Origin of the sequence: Pseudoduganella rhizocola, assembly GCF_045984285.3 — a bacterium.
Classification (GTDB): domain Bacteria; phylum Pseudomonadota; class Gammaproteobacteria; order Burkholderiales; family Burkholderiaceae_D; genus Rugamonas.
The window spans coordinates 35,089-51,811 of sequence record NZ_JBJQIK030000002.1; the positions used below are offsets into that span (position 1 = coordinate 35,089).

At 64.6% G+C, this 16,723-nt stretch carries 17 protein-coding genes; 10 read left to right on the forward strand and 7 right to left on the reverse strand.

Annotation, left to right across the window (positions count from 1 at the left end; genetic code table 11):
• Positions 1-34 precede the first annotated feature (34 nt).
• Positions 35-2,293: a catecholate siderophore receptor Fiu gene (locus tag ACJRPG_RS03725; RefSeq protein WP_407998710.1), complete on the reverse strand. Its 2,259-nt coding sequence runs from the start codon at positions 2,291-2,293 to the stop codon at positions 35-37.
• Between the two features lie 198 nt (positions 2,294-2,491).
• On the opposite strand from ACJRPG_RS03725, the gene ACJRPG_RS03730 reads away from it, so the two are divergent.
• Genes ACJRPG_RS03730 through ACJRPG_RS03750 form a run of 5 tightly spaced genes read left to right on the forward strand, consistent with a single transcriptional unit; the run spans position 2,492 to position 6,911 of the window.
• Complete coding sequence (locus ACJRPG_RS03730; protein ID WP_407998711.1) at positions 2,492-3,160, forward strand: PepSY-associated TM helix domain-containing protein; 669 nt, start codon at positions 2,492-2,494, stop codon at positions 3,158-3,160.
• A 20-nt stretch (positions 3,161-3,180) separates the two neighbouring features.
• A complete protein-coding gene (locus tag ACJRPG_RS03735; RefSeq protein ID WP_407998712.1) occupies positions 3,181-3,696 on the forward strand; it encodes a DUF2271 domain-containing protein in 516 nt (171 codons plus the stop codon).
• A gap of 10 nt (positions 3,697-3,706) precedes the next feature.
• On the forward strand, positions 3,707-4,534 hold the full coding sequence (locus ACJRPG_RS03740) for a DUF4198 domain-containing protein (RefSeq protein ID WP_407998713.1): 828 nt from the start codon (positions 3,707-3,709) through the stop codon (positions 4,532-4,534).
• A gap of 8 nt (positions 4,535-4,542) precedes the next feature.
• Entirely contained in the window at positions 4,543-5,562 is a 1,020-nt protein-coding gene (locus ACJRPG_RS03745; RefSeq protein ID WP_407998714.1) for an FAD:protein FMN transferase, read from the forward strand.
• Positions 5,559-6,911, forward strand: a complete 1,353-nt coding sequence (locus ACJRPG_RS03750; RefSeq protein WP_407998715.1) for a sulfite reductase subunit alpha — start codon at positions 5,559-5,561, stop codon at positions 6,909-6,911. Before ACJRPG_RS03745 ends, ACJRPG_RS03750 begins: the two co-directional genes overlap by 4 nt.
• Before the next feature lie 22 nt (positions 6,912-6,933).
• Here ACJRPG_RS03750 and ACJRPG_RS03755 read toward each other — a convergent pair whose 3' ends face one another.
• The 6 genes from ACJRPG_RS03755 to ACJRPG_RS03780 all read right to left on the reverse strand — a co-directional run bounded on the left by ACJRPG_RS03755 (position 6,934) and on the right by ACJRPG_RS03780 (position 11,226).
• The gene (locus ACJRPG_RS03755; RefSeq protein WP_407998716.1) at positions 6,934-8,178 is read right to left on the reverse strand and encodes a DUF2325 domain-containing protein; all 1,245 of its coding nucleotides are present in this window, start codon (positions 8,176-8,178) and stop codon (positions 6,934-6,936) included.
• A 19-nt stretch (positions 8,179-8,197) separates the two neighbouring features.
• Positions 8,198-8,530 (reverse strand): hypothetical protein, encoded by a 333-nt coding sequence (locus tag ACJRPG_RS03760; protein ID WP_407998717.1) that lies wholly within the window; start codon positions 8,528-8,530, stop codon positions 8,198-8,200.
• A gap of 73 nt (positions 8,531-8,603) precedes the next feature.
• Positions 8,604-8,807 carry a hemin uptake protein HemP gene (hemP, locus tag ACJRPG_RS03765; RefSeq protein ID WP_407998718.1) on the reverse strand — a complete coding sequence of 68 codons (204 nt, stop codon included), beginning with the start codon at positions 8,805-8,807 and terminating at the stop codon, positions 8,604-8,606.
• A gap of 140 nt (positions 8,808-8,947) precedes the next feature.
• Entirely contained in the window at positions 8,948-9,745 is a 798-nt protein-coding gene (locus tag ACJRPG_RS03770; protein ID WP_407999368.1) for a Crp/Fnr family transcriptional regulator, read from the reverse strand.
• A gap of 251 nt (positions 9,746-9,996) precedes the next feature.
• Complete coding sequence (locus ACJRPG_RS03775) at positions 9,997-10,641, reverse strand: response regulator (RefSeq protein ID WP_407998719.1); 645 nt, start codon at positions 10,639-10,641, stop codon at positions 9,997-9,999.
• Positions 10,642-10,758: 117 nt separating this feature from the next.
• Entirely contained in the window at positions 10,759-11,226 is a 468-nt protein-coding gene (locus ACJRPG_RS03780; protein ID WP_407998720.1) for a universal stress protein, read from the reverse strand.
• Positions 11,227-11,577: 351 nt separating this feature from the next.
• Between ACJRPG_RS03780 and ACJRPG_RS03785 the strand changes: the two genes are divergently transcribed.
• The 5 genes from ACJRPG_RS03785 to leuD all read left to right on the forward strand — a co-directional run bounded on the left by ACJRPG_RS03785 (position 11,578) and on the right by leuD (position 16,711).
• Positions 11,578-12,402, forward strand: a complete 825-nt coding sequence (locus ACJRPG_RS03785) for a protein phosphatase CheZ (RefSeq protein WP_407998721.1) — start codon at positions 11,578-11,580, stop codon at positions 12,400-12,402.
• On the forward strand, positions 12,402-14,255 hold the full coding sequence (locus tag ACJRPG_RS03790; RefSeq protein WP_407998722.1) for a chemotaxis protein CheA: 1,854 nt from the start codon (positions 12,402-12,404) through the stop codon (positions 14,253-14,255). The genes ACJRPG_RS03785 and ACJRPG_RS03790 overlap by 1 nt, the downstream gene beginning before the upstream one ends.
• Before the next feature lie 196 nt (positions 14,256-14,451).
• On the forward strand, positions 14,452-15,855 hold the full coding sequence (gene leuC, locus ACJRPG_RS03795) for a 3-isopropylmalate dehydratase large subunit (protein WP_407999369.1): 1,404 nt from the start codon (positions 14,452-14,454) through the stop codon (positions 15,853-15,855).
• Between the two features lie 29 nt (positions 15,856-15,884).
• Positions 15,885-16,007, forward strand: a complete 123-nt coding sequence (locus ACJRPG_RS03800; RefSeq protein WP_407998723.1) for an entericidin A/B family lipoprotein — start codon at positions 15,885-15,887, stop codon at positions 16,005-16,007.
• Between the two features lie 56 nt (positions 16,008-16,063).
• Complete coding sequence (gene leuD, locus ACJRPG_RS03805; protein WP_407998724.1) at positions 16,064-16,711, forward strand: 3-isopropylmalate dehydratase small subunit; 648 nt, start codon at positions 16,064-16,066, stop codon at positions 16,709-16,711.
• Positions 16,712-16,723: the final 12 nt, after the last annotated feature.

Consider the following 16,723-nt stretch of genomic DNA (forward strand, 5'->3'; position numbering starts at 1 on the left):
AGAAGCGGCACGGCACTCTGTACGCGAACGAACCTTAGAACAGGATGTTCGCGCTCAGCTGGGCGGAACGTTCAACACCGAGACCCAGGCGGGCGCCGCTGTTGTTCAGCGTATTGATGTAGAACTTGCCGAACAGGTTGTACACGTTCAGCTGCAGGCTCACGTTCTTGTTCACACGGTAGCTCAGCATGGCATCGGCCACGGCGTAGGAAGGAATCGACGGCACGTTCTGCAACGACACGTCCACGCTCGGGTCGATCACGCGCTTCTGCTTGGACATATAGCGTGCGCCGCCGCCCACGGTGAGGGCGTCGTTGAACTTGTAGGTGGTCCACAGCGTGGCGCTCAGGTCAGGCGACCAGCGGGTGGCGGCGCCGGCCGCGTTGTTGCCCGTGGTGCCTTCCTTGATCGTCGCGTCCATGGTGGCTATGCCGGCCGTGATGTTCCACTTGTCGGTGATCTGGCCCACTGCGCCGAGCTCAATCCCTTCCACGCGGCGCTTGCCCAGCTGCGAGTAGGTGTTGGACGCGGTGTCCAGCAGCGAGATCTCGTTCTTGTTGTCGGTGCGGTACAGGGCAGCGGTCAGCGACAGTTTCTCGCGCAGGATGTCCCACTTGGTGCCGATCTCGATATTGGTGGTTTTCTGCGGATCCATGTTCGGATTGTTGATATTGCCCGCGGTGGCGCTCAGCGAGAAGTTCGCGCTGCCCGGCGGCGTCTGCGAATTCGAGAAGGCGGCATAGATGCTGGCGGTGCTGACCGGCTTGTACAGCACGCCGGCCTTGAAGCTGGCCAGTTCGTCCGACGCTTCAACGCGGCCCGGCACCAGGGTGCCGACCGGCAGCGTTGGGTGGCTGGTGGCGGTCGAGGCGCTGACCGAATTGGTGGTGGTGTTGTAGTGCTCATAGCGCACGCCACCGTTCACTTGCCACTGCGGGCTCAGTTCGATGGTATCGAAGAAGTAGGCTGCAGCGGTGCGGGTCTTGCCTTGCGTATAGACGCCGGTCAGCACTGGCGCGAAGGCGGTCAGCGTGTCGTTCGGGTTCGGTGCGTACAGGTTGGCGGCAGCGACGGTGCCCAGGCCGCCACGGGTCGGCGTGAACTGTTCTTCCGACAGCACTTCCAGGCCGGTCGAGATGGTGTGCTTCACGCCGCCTGCCTGCACTTCCGTCACCACATTGGTGGTGTTGCCCAGGATTTCATTTTCCTGCAGCAAGCTCTGGCGCGAGCGGCTCACGGTCCAGGTGTTTTGCGCGCCCGCTGCCGTCAGCGTGTTGATGCCGGTCAGGATGCGGTCCATCTTGGACTTGCCGTAGCGGGTGGTGTTGGTCAGCGTGGTTTTTGGACCCAGCTCATGCTCGATCTTCACGGTGCCCATGTCGGCATCGACCTTTTCATAGTCGCTGGCCAGGCCGTAGAAGTTCTCGCGGTCTACGCGCGGCGCGGTGCGCAGCGCGGCGCTGGCGTTGTAGAAGCCCGGCACGCCCACGCTCGGGATGCCGCCGTCCGGGGTGTTGTCCTGGCGCACGTGCTGCGAGAACAGGTAGACGCGGGTTGGCGTGCCCAGGCCGAAAGCGATCGACGGCGCGATGCCCTTGCTTTCGTTGTCGATGACCTTGCGGCCCATCTGGCCGCCGTTCTGCGCCATCACATTGATGCGGAAGGCGGCGTTGTCGCCGATGGTGCGGTTCAGGTCGCCCGTTACGCGCTTGGTTTCGCCGCTGTTGTAGCTGACGGTGGCGCTGGTTGCGTTCTCGCGGTTCGGCAGTTTGCTCACCAGGTTGATGTAGCCGGAGGCGGCGCCGCGGCCGATATCGGCGCCGGCCGGGCCTTTCGAGATTTCGATCTGCTCGATATTGAAGGTGTCGCGGGTCACGGCGCCCAGGTCGCGGATGCCGTCGATGAACACCGAGGACTGGGTCGAGAAGCCGCGCATCTGGAAGGTGTCGCCGGCGCTGGTGTTGCCGTTTTCGCCCAGCTGCATGGTGATGCCCGGTGTGTTGCGCAGAGCTTCGATGACGGAGCTCGCGCCCTGTTCCTGGATCACTTCTTTCTTGATCATGGAAATGGTTTGCGGCGTATCGACCAGCGGCTGGGTCAGTTTAGGGGAGGAAACTTTGTCCGCCTTGTACGGCACGTCGGCGCTGGCCTCCACTTTCACTTCGGACATGGTCTTCTCGGCCACTTGGGCGGATGCCGCGAGCGGCAGGCCGATGGCAGCGAGAGCAAACAGGGACTGGTTCAGCAGAGGCTGGGTAGCAAGCGCGTGCTTGCGGCTACGGATAGGGGACAAAGTGATTTCTCCAGTGGTTCGTGAAAGGCTGGCTGGTTCACGAAGTGGAGAACTGGCTGGCAGATGTTTAAGATTCGCGAAATGATAATCGTTCTCAATTGCATTTGCAAGCTTTACATTACGATACGAAAGCTTCGTTGACGCCGTTAATGATAATCATTATCATTTGCGAGTTGCCAGCGGTGTGCTGGTCCAGGCATGTCTATTCGAAAGCAGAAATTGAGCGGTCCCTCCCCAACCCAAGCAAAAGCCGCGACTAAGGCGGTGTGGCTGAAGAACCTGCACCAGTGGCACTGGATCAGTTCCGCACTCTGCCTGCTCGGCATGTTCCTGTTCAGCATCACGGGCATCACCCTCAACCATGCCGCCCAGATCGAGGCCACGCCCACCGTGGTGCGCCAGCAGGCCACGGCGCCGGCGCCGCTGCTGAAGGAACTGAAGGCGTTCGCCGAAGAACACGACGGCGACAAGGCGCCGCTGCCGGCAAATGCCGAGCAATGGCTGAAGGACACCTGGAAGCTCAAGGCCGGCGGCCGCAGCGCCGAATGGGCGGCGGACGAGGTCTACCTGCCGATGCCGAAAGCGGGCGGCGATGCCTGGGTGCGCATCGGCCTGGAAGACGGCGCCGCCGAATTCGAGAATACGGACCGCGGCTGGATCTCCTGGCTGAACGACGTCCACAAGGGCCGCAATACCGGCGCGGCCTGGAACTGGTTCATCGATATTTTCGCCGCGGCCTGCCTCGTGTTCTGCATCACCGGCCTGCTGATCCTGAAGTTCCACGCCGCTAACCGTCCCTTCACCTGGCCCATGGTTGGCCTGGGCGTGCTGATTCCCTTTGTCATTGCTCTGCTGTTTATTCACTAATCCTCAACCACAGGCACACCATGAAACCACGCTACACCGTCGCGCTCAGCCTTCCCCTGCTCAGCACTACCGCGATGGCGGCCGACCTGGCCCTCAAAGTCGATATCCCGCAACTGAACGTCGCCGAATACCACCGCCCGTATATCGCGGCGTGGGTGGAAAACGGCGAGCAGAAGGTCGTCGCCAACCTGGCCGTGCTGTACGACACCAAGAAGCGCGACAACGCGGGCACCAAGTGGCTGAAGGACATGCGCCAGTGGTGGCGCAAGGCGGGCCGCGACATGACGATGCCGGTAGACGGCGTGAGCGGCGCCACCCGCGCGCCGGGCGAACACACGCTGACCTTCCCCGGCGCGAAGGATGCGCTGGCCAAGCTGCCGGCCGGCCAGTACACGCTGCTGGTGGAAGCCTCGCGCGAGGCGGGCGGCCGCGAAGTGGTGAAAGTGCCGTTCGCGTGGCCGCCGAAATCGGCGCAGGAAGTGCCGGTGAAGGGCAAGGAAGAACTGGGCAACGTCGTCGTTCAACTGAAACCGTAAGGAGCCGCGCATGAAACTGACCAAGACCCTCATCGCGCTGGCACTGGCCGGCGCCGCCTTCGGCGCGCAGGCGCACAAGCCGTGGCTGCTGCCGTCGTCCACCATGGTGGAGAGCAAGGAGCCATGGGTGACTTTCGATGCCGCCATTTCGGAAGACCTGTTCGACATCGACCACCAGCCGCTGAAGCTGGATGCCTTGACCGCGATCGGTCCGGACGGTTCCGCCGTGCCGCTGCAGAACGCCCAGACCGGCCGCCTGCGCAGCACCTTCGATATCAGGATGGACAAGCCGGGCACCTACAAGGTGCAGCTGGTGCAGGAAAGCGTGATGGCCAGCTGGAAGGCGAACGGCGAAGTGAAGCGCTTCCGCGGCACCGAAGAGAAGTTCGCCACTGACGTTCCCGCCAACGCGGAGGAGCTGAAAGTGACGCGCACCAGCAGCCGCCTGGAATCCTTCGTCAGCGCCAACAAGACCGACGACGCCGTGTTCAAGCCGACCGGCAAGGGCCTGGAGCTGGTGCCGGTGACGCACCCGAACGATATGCGTGCCGGCGAGCAGGCCACCTGGCGCTTCCTGCTGGACGGCAAACCGGCCGCGAACCAGGCCTTCAGCCTGATTCCGGGCGGCGTGCGCTATCGCGGCACGCTGGGCGAAATCCGCCATGCTACCGATACGAAAGGCGAAATCACCTTCACCATTCCGGCCGCCGGCATGTACCTGGTGAGTTCCAGCTGGCCCGCAGTGGCACGTCCCGCGCAGCCGGCGCCTGGCCAGGCGCCGCAGATGCCGCCGCGCCGCGTGACGTACGCGGCCACGGTTGAAGTGCTGCCGCAGTAAAGGTAACGATGCCGCCAGCCGCCACGCGCCGGGTACTGCTGCCGCTGCAGATCTCGCAAGACCCGCCGCCTGCCGGCGGCGTGCTGCGCGAATTCCGCGGCGAGAGCATGGGCACCAGCTGGTCCGTACGGCTGGTGGCGGGCGGATCCAGCGCGGATTTCCAGGCCGGCCTGCAAGCGGAGCTTGACCGTGTGGTGGCGCAGATGAGCCATTGGGAGGCAGGTTCCGACCTGGGCCGCTTCAACCGCGCGCCTGCCGGTACCTGGCAGGTGCTTCCAGAAGAATTCTTCAAGGTGCTGTCCTTCGCCGCCGCGGTGGCGAACGTGACGGGCCGCGCCTGCGATCCCACGGCGGGCGTGCTGGTGAACCTGTGGGGCTTCGGTCCGGGCGGGCGTTTCGGCCAGCCGGATTTCGTGCCGCCCTCGCGCCAGGAAGCGCAGTCGCTGGCGGCCCAGCATGCGCGCACCAGCCTCGAACTGGATCCGCCGCGCCGCCGCGCTTTCCAGCCCGGCGGCATGCAGCTCGACCTCTCCGCCGTGGCCAAAGGCTATGGCGTGGATTGCCTCGCGCGCTACCTCGAAGGGCAGGGCGTGCGCGACTACCTGGTGGAAGTAGGCGGCGAACTGCGCGGCGCCGGCGTCAAGCAGGACGGCCTGCCATGGTGGGTAGCGCTGGAGCAGGTGGAGGGCTCCGGCGCAGAGGAAATCGTCGCCGCATTGCATGGCCTGGCGGTTGCCACCTCGGGCGACTATCGGCGCTACTTCACGCACGAAGGGCGGCGCGTCGCCCACACGATCGATCCGCGCAATGGCATGCCGGTGGCTAACGGCGTCGCATCGGTAACAGTGATCCACGAAGAATGCATGGCAGCCGATGCCTGGTCTACCGCGCTCACTGTACTGGGTGTGCGCGAAGGCCTGCTGCTGGCTGAACGCAAGGGCCTTGCCGCGCACTTCGTGGTGCGCGAAGGCGAAGGCCTGCGCGAGTATATGAGCAGCCGCTTCCGCGGCATGCTGGAACAAGAATGATCCTGACCAACGATACAACGCGGCTGGCGCTGACGGCCGCCTGCTTTGCAGGCTACGGCCTGGTGTGCCTGCTGCCTTACCTGCGCCAACGGCGCAAACGCGCTGCCGCGCGTGCCGAAGCGGAGCGGGGCGGCTGGCTGGTGGCCTACGCCAGCCAGACCGGCAATGCCGAAGAACTCGCGCAGCAGACTGCGGCCGCGCTGCGCCTTGCCGGCATCGCCGTGCGCACCATCGAATTATCCGCTGTCGATGCCGCGGCCCTGCTGGGCGCTGAACGCGCACTGTTCATCGTGAGCACCTATGGCGAAGGCGATGCGCCCGATGCGGGAGCCGGTTTCGCCAGCCGGCTGATGACGCGCGAACTGGCGCTGCCGAACCTGCACTACGCCGTGCTGGCGCTGGGCGACAGCAGCTACAGCCACTTCTGCGGCTTCGGCCGTGCGCTGGACGGCTGGCTGGCGGCACAGGGCGCGCAGCCGCTGTTCGGGCGCATCGAGGTGGACCGCAGCAGCGCCGTATCGATCAGCCACTGGCGCCAGCAGCTGAGCCACCTGGCCGGCACCAGCGATGCGCCGGACTGGGGCGCCCCGGCCTTCGCCGGCTGGCGCCTGGCCGCGCGCCGCATCGTCAATCCGGGCAGCGCCGGTGCGCCGCTCGCGCACCTGGAACTGGAACCGGCCGACGCCGCGCTGCCGGACTGGCAGTCCGGCGACCTGGCGCAGCTTGCGCCGCCGTCGGATCCCGAACATGCGCGCGACTATTCCATCGCTTCCATTCCGGCCGATGGCCGCGTGCACCTGCTGGTGCGCCTGCACACGCATGCGGACGGCTCGCACGGCGCGGCATCCGGCTGGCTGCACCAGGCCGCGCTGGGCACCATTGTGCCGCTGCGCCTGCGCCAGCACCGCCGTTTCCGCCTCGAAGAGAATGCGGCCCGTCCGCTGGTCCTGATCGGCAATGGCAGCGGCATGGCGGGCCTGCGCGGCCACCTGAAGGCGCGCGTGCGCGCAGGCCTGGGCCGCAACTGGCTGCTGTTCGGCGAACGCAATGCCGCGCACGACGCTCACTACGGCGATGAGCTGCAGTCCTGGCGCAATGCCGGCCTGCTGGAACGCAGCGATTTTGCCTGGTCGCGCGACGCAGGCGCAACGGCGCGCTATGTGCAGGACCTGCTGCCGCTGAACGCGGCACCCCTGCGCGCATGGCTTGCCGATGGCGCGGCCATCTACGTCTGCGGCAGCCTGGATGGCATGGCGGCAGGAGTGGATGCGGCGCTGCGTGAAGTGCTGGGTGATGCTGCGCTGAATGCGCTGGCGGAAGAGGGGCGCTACCGGCGCGACGTGTACTGAAACACGCCGCGGCCCTTGCGGCTCAGGGCGCCAGTTCTTCCAGCCCGCGTTGCAGGCTGGAGATGCTGGGGTTTTCCACGAACACGCAGCGTTTGCCGGTGCGCTTGCAGAAGTCCTTCACGCGCCAATAGGCGCTGTGGCTTATACAGCCGGTCTGGCAGATCACGAGATCGGCCGCCGCCAAGCTGGATTCCAGCTTGCCCACATTGTCTTCCAGCCCGCCGTCGTGGTGCGCAAACTGGGCGCCGCTGCGTTCCACCAGCATGCGGTAGCTGGCCACGCTGCCGTTGCGCCCGCCCACACAGAGCACGCTGCGTTCGGCCAGCTGCGGCAGCAGCGGTGCGCCTTCCGGCGGTAGTTCTTCGTCCAGGGCGGCCAGTGCCGAAGCGCGCGCAATATGCGCCGGGTCGCCGCCGCCGTGCGCCGCCTGCGCCGTAACGCGTGCCGCTTCCCCGGCAGCCGCGCGGGCCGCATGCGCCTCCGCCAGCTCGCGTTTGAGCTCCTGCATCTGCTGGCGCGCCTGCTGCTCGCGTTCCGCGCTCAGTGCCGCCTGCTGCTGCAGCCGTTGGCGGTTCGCCAGACCCGGTATCGAGTTGCGCAGCTGTTCCAGTTCCTGGCGCAGCGAATCGATCATGCTGTCGCGCCCGACCAGCTGGGCGCGCAGCTGCATGGCCTGCGTGGCATGGCGCTCCTGTTCCGCCGTGCGTTCCAGCTGCATGGCCGCGCTGCGCTGCTGCAGGCGCGCCAGTTCCTGCTCCAGCTGCGCCTTTTCTTCGACCACCGCATTGAAATGTTTGATGTCGGCCCGTGCACAGGCGCCCGCCTGGTGCTGGATCATGTGCAGGTCGCGGCACATTTTCTCTTCCAGCTGCGGCGTGCAGCGGGCATGCGTGAGGCCGGCCCAGAAGGCGCCGGACACGTCGCCGCCGGCGACAGCGGCACGCCACAGCGCCTCCAGCTGCTCCGTGCTGCGGGCAGCGCGGAAGCGCAGCAGCACGGTGGCGTAGCGGCGCTCCAGCTCCTTCTGCACCGCTTCCGACAGCCGGTTGCGGGCGCCGCATTCGCTGACCACGCCCACATGGACTTCATAGTCGTCGGCCACCACGGTGCCGCCGGTTACCTTGCCCACCAGCTTGCGCAGGCTGGCCAGCGGCAGGCCCACACCGATCAGGGGGCAGTGGCAGGTATGGCCCAGTTCCCAGATGCGGCGGCGGCGCGAAGTGCCGCCATCGCCCGCATTCGCGGGCGTGTCGTGTCGATCGCACATGATGGATAGCCCCGGGGCTTTACGCGGCCTGCGGGGCAGGGCGGTTGCGGGTCATGATGCGGCTCAAAAAGCCGCTATCGTCCTTCGGCGGCGGCAGCGAACGCTCCACCACGGCGGCCCACTGTTCGGACAGTTGCTGGCAGGTGGCGCTCAGCACCGGCGCCAGATCGGGCAGGCTGGCCAGGGCCTTCAGGTGGCGCTCGATGACCGAGGCCAGCTTGACGCAGGCGCCACGGTCGGCGCTGGCGGTGTAGTGCGACATCAGGTGCAGGACGGCGCTCAGCATCAGCTCGGGCTGGTGGCCGTGCTGGACAGGGGCGGCAAAAATCGGATCGGTGTGCTCGATAGCCATAGGGACTCTCCTGGGGAGTGGTCGCTGGCTACCGCGGGGAAGCGGATGGCTGGCTTGGGGAATGAAACGGGGATCAGGCGGTCAGGATCAGCTTGTTCAGCTGGGTGATGCGCAGGCGGTAGATACGGCCGCCGTGCTCGATTTCGACTTCCCGCTGGTCCTGCATGAGGCTGGCGGTGGTGAAACGGCGCACGGGCGCGGCAGCCGCTGGAGCGGCCGGGCTGGCCGGTGTCGCCAGCGCCGCGGCAGCGGGGGTCGGAGCGGTCGTGGTGGTCATAAGGTATTCCTCTAAATAAGAATCATTCGCATTTGAATTATTGGGCAGGCGTGCCGGAAACGCAAGCGATTTCTGCGCAGACGAGAAAATAAAAAAGGCCCGCCGAAGCGGGCCAAGCTGGGTAAAGCCGGGGTAAATCTTTACACTGCCGCCACCAGCTGCACGGGAGCGGCCAGGGCTTCGGCTTCCTTGCGCGGCAGGGCCGCGGCCCCTTTGCCGCGCGAGCGCGAGGGCGGCAGGCGGCGCAGGGTCTTCAGCGCCTCCGGGTCCTTGATGCCGATGGTGCGCTGGTCCACGGTGATCAGGCCGATCTCGTTGAAGGCCGACAGGGTGCGGCTCACCGTTTCCAGCGTGAGGCCGAGATAGCTGCCGATTTCGTGGCGCGTCATGCGCAGGTTGAACAGCTTGCTCGAATAACCCATTTGCGCGAAGCGGTCCGCCAGCGAGATCAGGAAGCGCGCCACGCGCGCCTCGGCGCTGAGGGCGCCCAGCATGCCGATCATGGCCTGCTCGCGCACCAGCTCGCGGCTCATCACGCCGTACATCATGTTTTCCAGCTCCAGGTGCACGCGGCCCAGCGCCGTCAGCTTCTTGAAGGGCAGCAGGATCAGGTCGCAATCGGACAGGGCCACCGCCTCGGAAGCGTAGTGGCGGGTGTGGATGCCGTCCACGCCCAGCATGTCGCCCTTCATCGGGAAGCTCAGCACCTGCTCGTTGCCGAATTCGTCGATCAGCACCGTTTTCAGGAAGCCCGAATTGACGATGTACAGGGTGTCGAAGGCCTGGCCGATGGTGTGGATGCGCTGGCCTGTTTTGAATTGCACGTGCTGGAACAGCAGCTCGTCGGTGTGGATATTGCAGGCGGGAATGCGAAGCAGGTCGCAGACTTCTTTCAGGTTGGACCAGAGCCGGCCTTGGCGCTGGCGGCCGGCCTCCATCACGGTCGAAGGGCTGACGGCACGCAGGTCGCTGGTATGCATGGGGGGCATGCTGTTCTCCTGTTCAGGTCATCCGGTTTGGGTTTCTTATGCCGATGCCGCCGGTATATCGATCTAGCCTGGAGGCAACGTGCTTGGGATGGTTTCAGTATGCCAACTAGGGGGTAGGAATGATATCGGTATGCGCTGAATATGCCCGTAGGAGCCCGCGGGCATTTGTAGGAATAGTCCGACGCAAAGCTCCTTGCGGGCTAAGTTTTGAACGGCGATAGCAGCTTGTGCGCGACTGCGTATTGAACCATTTCAGAGAGCGAGCTCATGCCCATTTTCTGCATGATGCGCGTCTTGTGCGTGCTCACCGTTTTCACGCTCAGGTGCAGGCCGTTGGCGATTTCGGTGATGGTCTTGCCCGACACCAGCAGCGAGAACACTTCGAACTCGCGGTCCGACAGCTGCTTGTGCAGCAGGCTCTCGTTGGGCGTCATGATGTTGAGGGCCAGTTGTTCGGCCACCTCGGTGCTGATGTAAGGGCGTCCGGACGCCACTTTGCGGATCGCGCCCACCAGCTGGGTGCCGGCCGATTCCTTGGTGAGATAGCCCTGGGCTCCGGCGCGTATGGCGCGCACGGCGTATTGTTCTTCCTCGTGCATGGTGAGGATGAGCACGGCCAGCTTGGGCGCTTCGCCGCGGATCTGGCGGATCAGGTCCACCCCGCTGCGGCCGGGCATCGAGAGGTCGAGCAGCAGCAGGTCGAAGCCGCCCTGGCGCACATGGCGCAAGACTTCGAAGCCATCGGTCGCTTCGCCGACGATGTCGATGTCCTGCGCACCGTCGAGAATGCGCTTGAGCCCTTCGCGCATGATCGTATGGTCATCGGCAATAACAATTCTTATCATTCTTATGGGCCCGGTGATCAGTAACTGTGGATTACATTATTGCACCAACTATTATTCAAAAGATAGCTGGGTGATGCCTGTTTTGCGGCACAGCACCGAGGAAAATCGTTTACCTGTCTAATCAGGCAGCGGTTCTTTAAGCAAGCGGTGCACCAGAACGGGAATCCGGGTATGCGACAGTACCTTATTGGTTACGCTGCCCAGCAGCAGCTGGCCGAAACCGCTGCGCCCGTGCGAGCCGATGAAAATGAGGTCGCAGCCATGGCTTTGCGCCACTTCCACAATTTTCGTGGCGGCGCTTTCCGAGAAGGCCGTCATCGCCTCGCAGCGCACGCCCTTCTTCGCGCAGGAATCGACGATGGACTGGGTATGCTCGGCCCCGGCGCGCGCCATCGCGGCGCGGTATTCCTCCTCGCTGGGGTAGCTGGGCGGAATGATCTCCACATAAATGGGGTACTGGTATTCCGGCGCAACGAACAGGGCCAGCACTTCGGCGCCCATCTGCTGGGCGAAAGCCACGCCGGCGCAGGCCGTCATACGGGATACGGCGGAACCATCGGTGGTAACGAGGATCTTACGGTACATGACAGCCTCCTTTAAGTCTAAAAGAGTCAGGTGCCCGCTTTCATTGTAGCCGCATTTGCAAGCCTTGCCAGCTTGGAAAGACTTGATATCGATCAATAAACACCCGCAGCAGGCGCAAAGGGGCTGCGAAATGTGGATTTGTCTATAACACCGGGGGCACTCAAATACAACACTCCCTGTCACTTTTGGGCACGGGCTGGCACTTTGCATTCCCTTTGGCGTTGCGGCGATTGAACAAGGGGGCTGGCCCCTGCTACACTCGCGGAAGTGCGTTAATATTGCCCAGCGTCATCGCAAGCGCGGCTGGGGCAAGGACGGCAGCAATTTTTTGATTATGGAGAAGCAGGGATTATGACCGACGCCGCAGATGATTTCGACGCATTATTCGAGGAAGTGTCCGCGCAGCGCGCCAGCGCCCCGGCTCCGGCCCCGGCCCCCGCTCCGGCAGCCGCCGCAGCAGAAGATGATCTGGAAAGCCTGTTCGACGAAATCTCGTCCGCACGTCCGGCCGATGCCGTCGCCGCTCCGGCCGCCGCCGCCGCCGCGCCTGCGCCTGCAGCCGCCGACGGCGAGCCGCACGACGGCAGCATGTTCGAACGCCTGGGCGGCATCGTGCGCCTGCTGCACGACTCCCTGCGCGAACTGGGCTACGACAAGGCCCTGACCGAAGCGTCGACCCAGATTGTGGACGCGCAGGACCGCCTCGAATATGTGGCCTCGCTGACTGAGCAGGCCGCCAACAAGGTGCTGAACACCCTGGACGACGGCATGCCGGCCCAGGATGTGCTGTCCAAGAAATCCAAGGAAATGGAAGACCGCTGGGCGGCCCTGTTCGAGGGCAAGCTGAGTATTGAAGAGTTCAAGGTCCTGGCAGGCGACTCGCGCGCCTTCGCCCAGGCCGTCTCCGAAGCCACCGAGGCGGAAAAAGCGCGCCTGCTGGAAATCATGATGGCGCAGGACTTCCAGGACATTACCGGCCAGCTGATCAAGAAAGTGGTGGTGATCACGAAGACGGTGGAAAACGAACTGGCCCAGCTGCTGCGCGACAACGCGCCGGCTGATGTGCGCGAGAAGATTGCGCAGAAAGAGGTGTCGCTGATGTCTGGTCCTTCGACGCCGAATGTTGCACTGAACCAGGATAGTGTTGACGATCTTCTTGCCGATCTGGGGTTCTGATGGACGATATGCTCAAGGAGTTCGTCGTTGAGGCGATGGACCTGGCAGTCAACGTCGAGGAGCACCTGCTGCGCCTCGAACGCGACCCAGACAACAAAGAAACGCTGAATGCGGTGTTCCGCTCCTTCCACACGATCAAGGGCGGGGCGGGCTTCATGAACCTGGGGGCGCTGGTGACAGCCTGCCACCTGACTGAAAACCTGTTCGACGCGCTGCGCACCGGCGCCGCGCCGGTCACGCCGCTCTCCATCGAGGCGGCGCTGCAGGCTTCGGGCTTCGTGGCCGACCAGCTGGCGGAACTGAATAACGGCGCCGCGCCGGAAAGCCTGCCGGCCATGCCCAAGGATCTGGAAGCGATCCTGAAGGATGCCATCGAAGGCAAGGCCACCAGCGCCAAGCCGGCGGCGAAACCGGCGGCCGCCCCGGCGCCTGCCGCTGCGGCGCCCGCCGCCGCTGCGCCGGCTGCTGCCGCCGCGCCATCGGGCGAAGGGCTGGACTGGGAAGGCATGTACGAGGCGGTGATGCCGCCGGGTAGCTACACCCGTCCAGCTGCCAGCGAAGCGCCCGCTGCTGCTGAAGCGGCCCCCGCCGCGCCTGCCGCCGAGGCTGGCGGCCGGAAATGGGATGGCGTGGAACGCCGCGAGGAACGCGCGCCGACCACCGCTCCGGCCAAGGAAGAATCGATCCGTATCGACGCGGTCAAGCTGGACGCGCTGCTGGAAGTGGCCGGCGAATCGGTGCAGGCCGCCAACCAGGCCGCCGTGCTGCTGGAACGCCTGCAGCAGTTCAAGTTCGAAGGCCAGGCCGCCACGCTGATGTCGGCCCTGACCGAAACGCTGGAACGCGCCTCGCGCTATTCCACCGAACTGCAGCGCGCCACGCTGGCGACCCGCATGCAGCCGGTGGGCCGCCTGTTCCAGAAGTTCCCGCGCCTGGTGCGCGAACTGGCGAAAGACCTGGGCAAGGAAGTCGAGCTGACCATCGAAGGCGCGGAAACCGAAGTGGACCGCGTGGTGGTGGACAGCCTGTACGACCCGCTGGTGCACATGCTGCGCAACGCGCTGGACCACGGCGTGGAATCGCCGGACGTGCGCGTGGCGGCAGGCAAGCCGGCCAAGGCCTATATCTCGCTGAAGGCATGGCAGGAAGCGAACAGCGTCATGATCGTGCTGCAGGACGACGGCAAGGGCATGGACCCGGCCGGCCTGCGCCGCAAGGCTGCAGAGAAGGGCCTGATCTCGCCAAGCGCCAACCTGAGCGACGACGAATCCTACCAGCTGGTGTTCCTGCCGGGCTTCTCGACCAAGGAAGTGGCTTCCTCGGTGTCGGGCCGCGGCGTGGGCATGGACGTGGTGAAGACCGCCGTGGAAAAGAACCGCGGCGCGATCCATATCGAATCCGCGCTGGGCAAGGGCACCAAGTTTGCGATCCGCCTGCCGATCGAGCTGTCGATCGTGCCGACCATGCTGGTCTCGACCTCGGGCGCGCTGCTGGCGCTGCCGATGGCCGTGGTGCAGCGCGTGGTGGAACTGCCGGAAACCTTCATGGAAGTAGGCGGCGCCCCGGTGCTGAAAGACCAGGGCCGTCCGCTGCCGGTGCGCACGCTGGCCGGTGCGCTGGGTTACGAGCTGTGCTCCGAGCGCGTGGGCATCGTCATCAACGCACCGCAGCCATACATCCTGGCCGTGGAAGCCGTTGACGGCACCGCCGACCTGGTGATTAAACCGATGACCGCGATTGCGGTCGAAGGCATTACCGGCACTGCGCGTTCCGCGGAAGGTGAGCTGGTGCTAGTTGTCGGCCTATCCTTCCTGATGGACGGTTGCAGGAGCAATGTACGGATGGCGGCATAAGAAAAAGCCAAGATCCACGAAGTACCAAAAGCCTGCGACCTCAAAAGTCAGCAGGCTTTTTTATTAACAAGGGCGCCTCACGGCGCGCTGGGCATCAAGGCGTATCGGCTCACGAGGCGGAATCCGGGCTTGTTTTGCAGCGCACAAACTGTGGCATAATCAAAATGGAACTCTCTCACACAGGCAGTAAGCAGCAATCATGAAGACGCTTTACGACAAACTCTGGGAATCCCATGTGGTGCGTACCGAGGAAGACGGCACCGCCATCCTGTATATCGACCGCCACCTCGTCCACGAAGTGACCAGCCCGCAGGCTTTCGACGGCCTGCGCGCGGCGAACCGCCAGCCATGGCGCCTGTCCGCCACCCTGGCCGTGGCCGACCACAATGTTCCGACTACCGACCGCACGCACGGCATCGAAGACCCGATCTCGCGCCTGCAGGTGGAAACGCTGGACGCCAACACCAAGGAATACGGCGTCACGTATTTCAATATGAACGACAAGCGCCAGGGCATCGTGCACGTCATCGGCCCGGAGCAGGGCGCGACCCTGCCCGGCATGACGGTGGTGTGCGGCGACTCGCATACCTCCACCCACGGCGCCTTCGGCTGCCTGGCGCACGGCATCGGCACTTCCGAAGTGGAACATGTGCTGGCGACGCAGACGCTGCTGGCCAAGAAATCGAAATCCATGCTGGTGCAGGTGGATGGCGCGCTGCCGGCCGGCGTTACCGCCAAGGACATCGTGCTGGCCGTGATCGGCAAGATCGGCACGGCGGGCGGCACCGGCTACGCCATCGAATTCGGCGGCTCCACCATCCGCGCGCTGTCGATGGAAGGCCGCATGACCGTCTGCAATATGGCCATCGAAGCGGGCGCTCGCGCCGGCATGGTGGCGGTGGACGACACCACGATCAATTATGTGAAAGGCCGTCCCTTCTCGCCCGCCGGCCCGCACTGGGACCACGCCGTGGCCTACTGGCGCACCCTGCATTCCGATCCGGGTGCGAAGTTCGACATGGTGGTGACGCTGAACGCCGCCGAGATCCGTCCGCAAGTCACCTGGGGCACCTCGCCGGAGCAGGTAACGGCGATCGACGCGCGCGTGCCGGATCCCGACCAGGAAAAGGACCCGGTCAAGCGCGACGCCATGGAAAAAGCCCTGGTCTACATGGGCCTTACGCCGAATACCGCGATCTCGGACATCCGCATCGATAAAGTCTTTATCGGCTCCTGCACCAACTCGCGCATCGAAGACCTGCGCGCGGCAGCCGCCGTGGTGCGCGGCAAGCAGCGGGCCTCGAACGTGAAGCTGGCGCTGGTGGTGCCGGGTTCCGGCCTGGTGAAAGAGCAGGCCGAGCGCGAGGGGCTGGACACCATCTTCAAGGCCGCAGGCTTCGAATGGCGCGAGCCGGGCTGCTCGATGTGCCTCGCGATGAACGCCGACCGCCTCGAGCCGGGCGAGCGCTGCGCCTCCACTTCCAACCGTAATTTTGAAGGCCGTCAGGGCCAGGGCGGGCGTACCCACCTGGTATCGCCTGCCATGGCGGCCGCCGCCGGTATCGCCGGCCATTTTGTCGATGTGCGCGCCCTGCGCTGACCTATAACAACCAGTTCAAGAGTCCAAACATGAAAACCATTATCGCTATCGCACTCACTACCATCGTTCTAACTGGTTGCAACACCATTTCCGGCATCGGAAAAGATGTGCAGAAGGTCGGCCAGGTAGTGGAAGGCGCCGGCAAAAAATAACACCGCAGTACGGCGGGCCGCGACGGTCCCGCCGTCGCACCAACCCGCTGAGTATCATGGAAAAATTTACCGTTCTTGACGGACTCGTTGCACCGCTCGACCGCGCCAATGTCGATACCGATGCCATCATTCCGAAGCAGTTCCTGAAGTCGATCCGCCGCACCGGCTTCGGTCCCAACCTGTTCGACGAGTGGCGCTACACCGACCACGGCGAGCCCGGCATGGACAACAGCAAGCGTCCGCTGAACCCGGACTTCGTGCTGAACCAGCCGCGCTACCAGGGCGCCAGCATCCTGCTGACCCGCAAGAATTTCGGCTGCGGCTCCTCGCGCGAACACGCGCCGTGGGCGCTGGAGCAGTATGGCTTCCGCGCCATCCTGGCGCCCAGCTTCGCCGACATCTTTTTCAATAACTGCTTCAAGAACGGGCTGCTGCCCGTTGTGTTGACTGAAGCGCAGATCGATCATCTGTTCAATGAAGTCAAGGCCTTCCCCGGTTACCGCCTGGTGGTGGACCTTGAAAACCAGCGCATTAGCACGAGCACTGGCAGCGTCTCCTATCCCTTCGAGATCGACGCCTTCCGCAAATACTGCCTGATGAATGGACTCGACGATATCGGCCTGACCCTGCGCCACGCAGACAGCATCCGCGCCTTCGAAGAGCGTCATCTGGCGAACCAGCCCTGGCTGGCCAACGTCATTTAAGCTCAGAGAAAA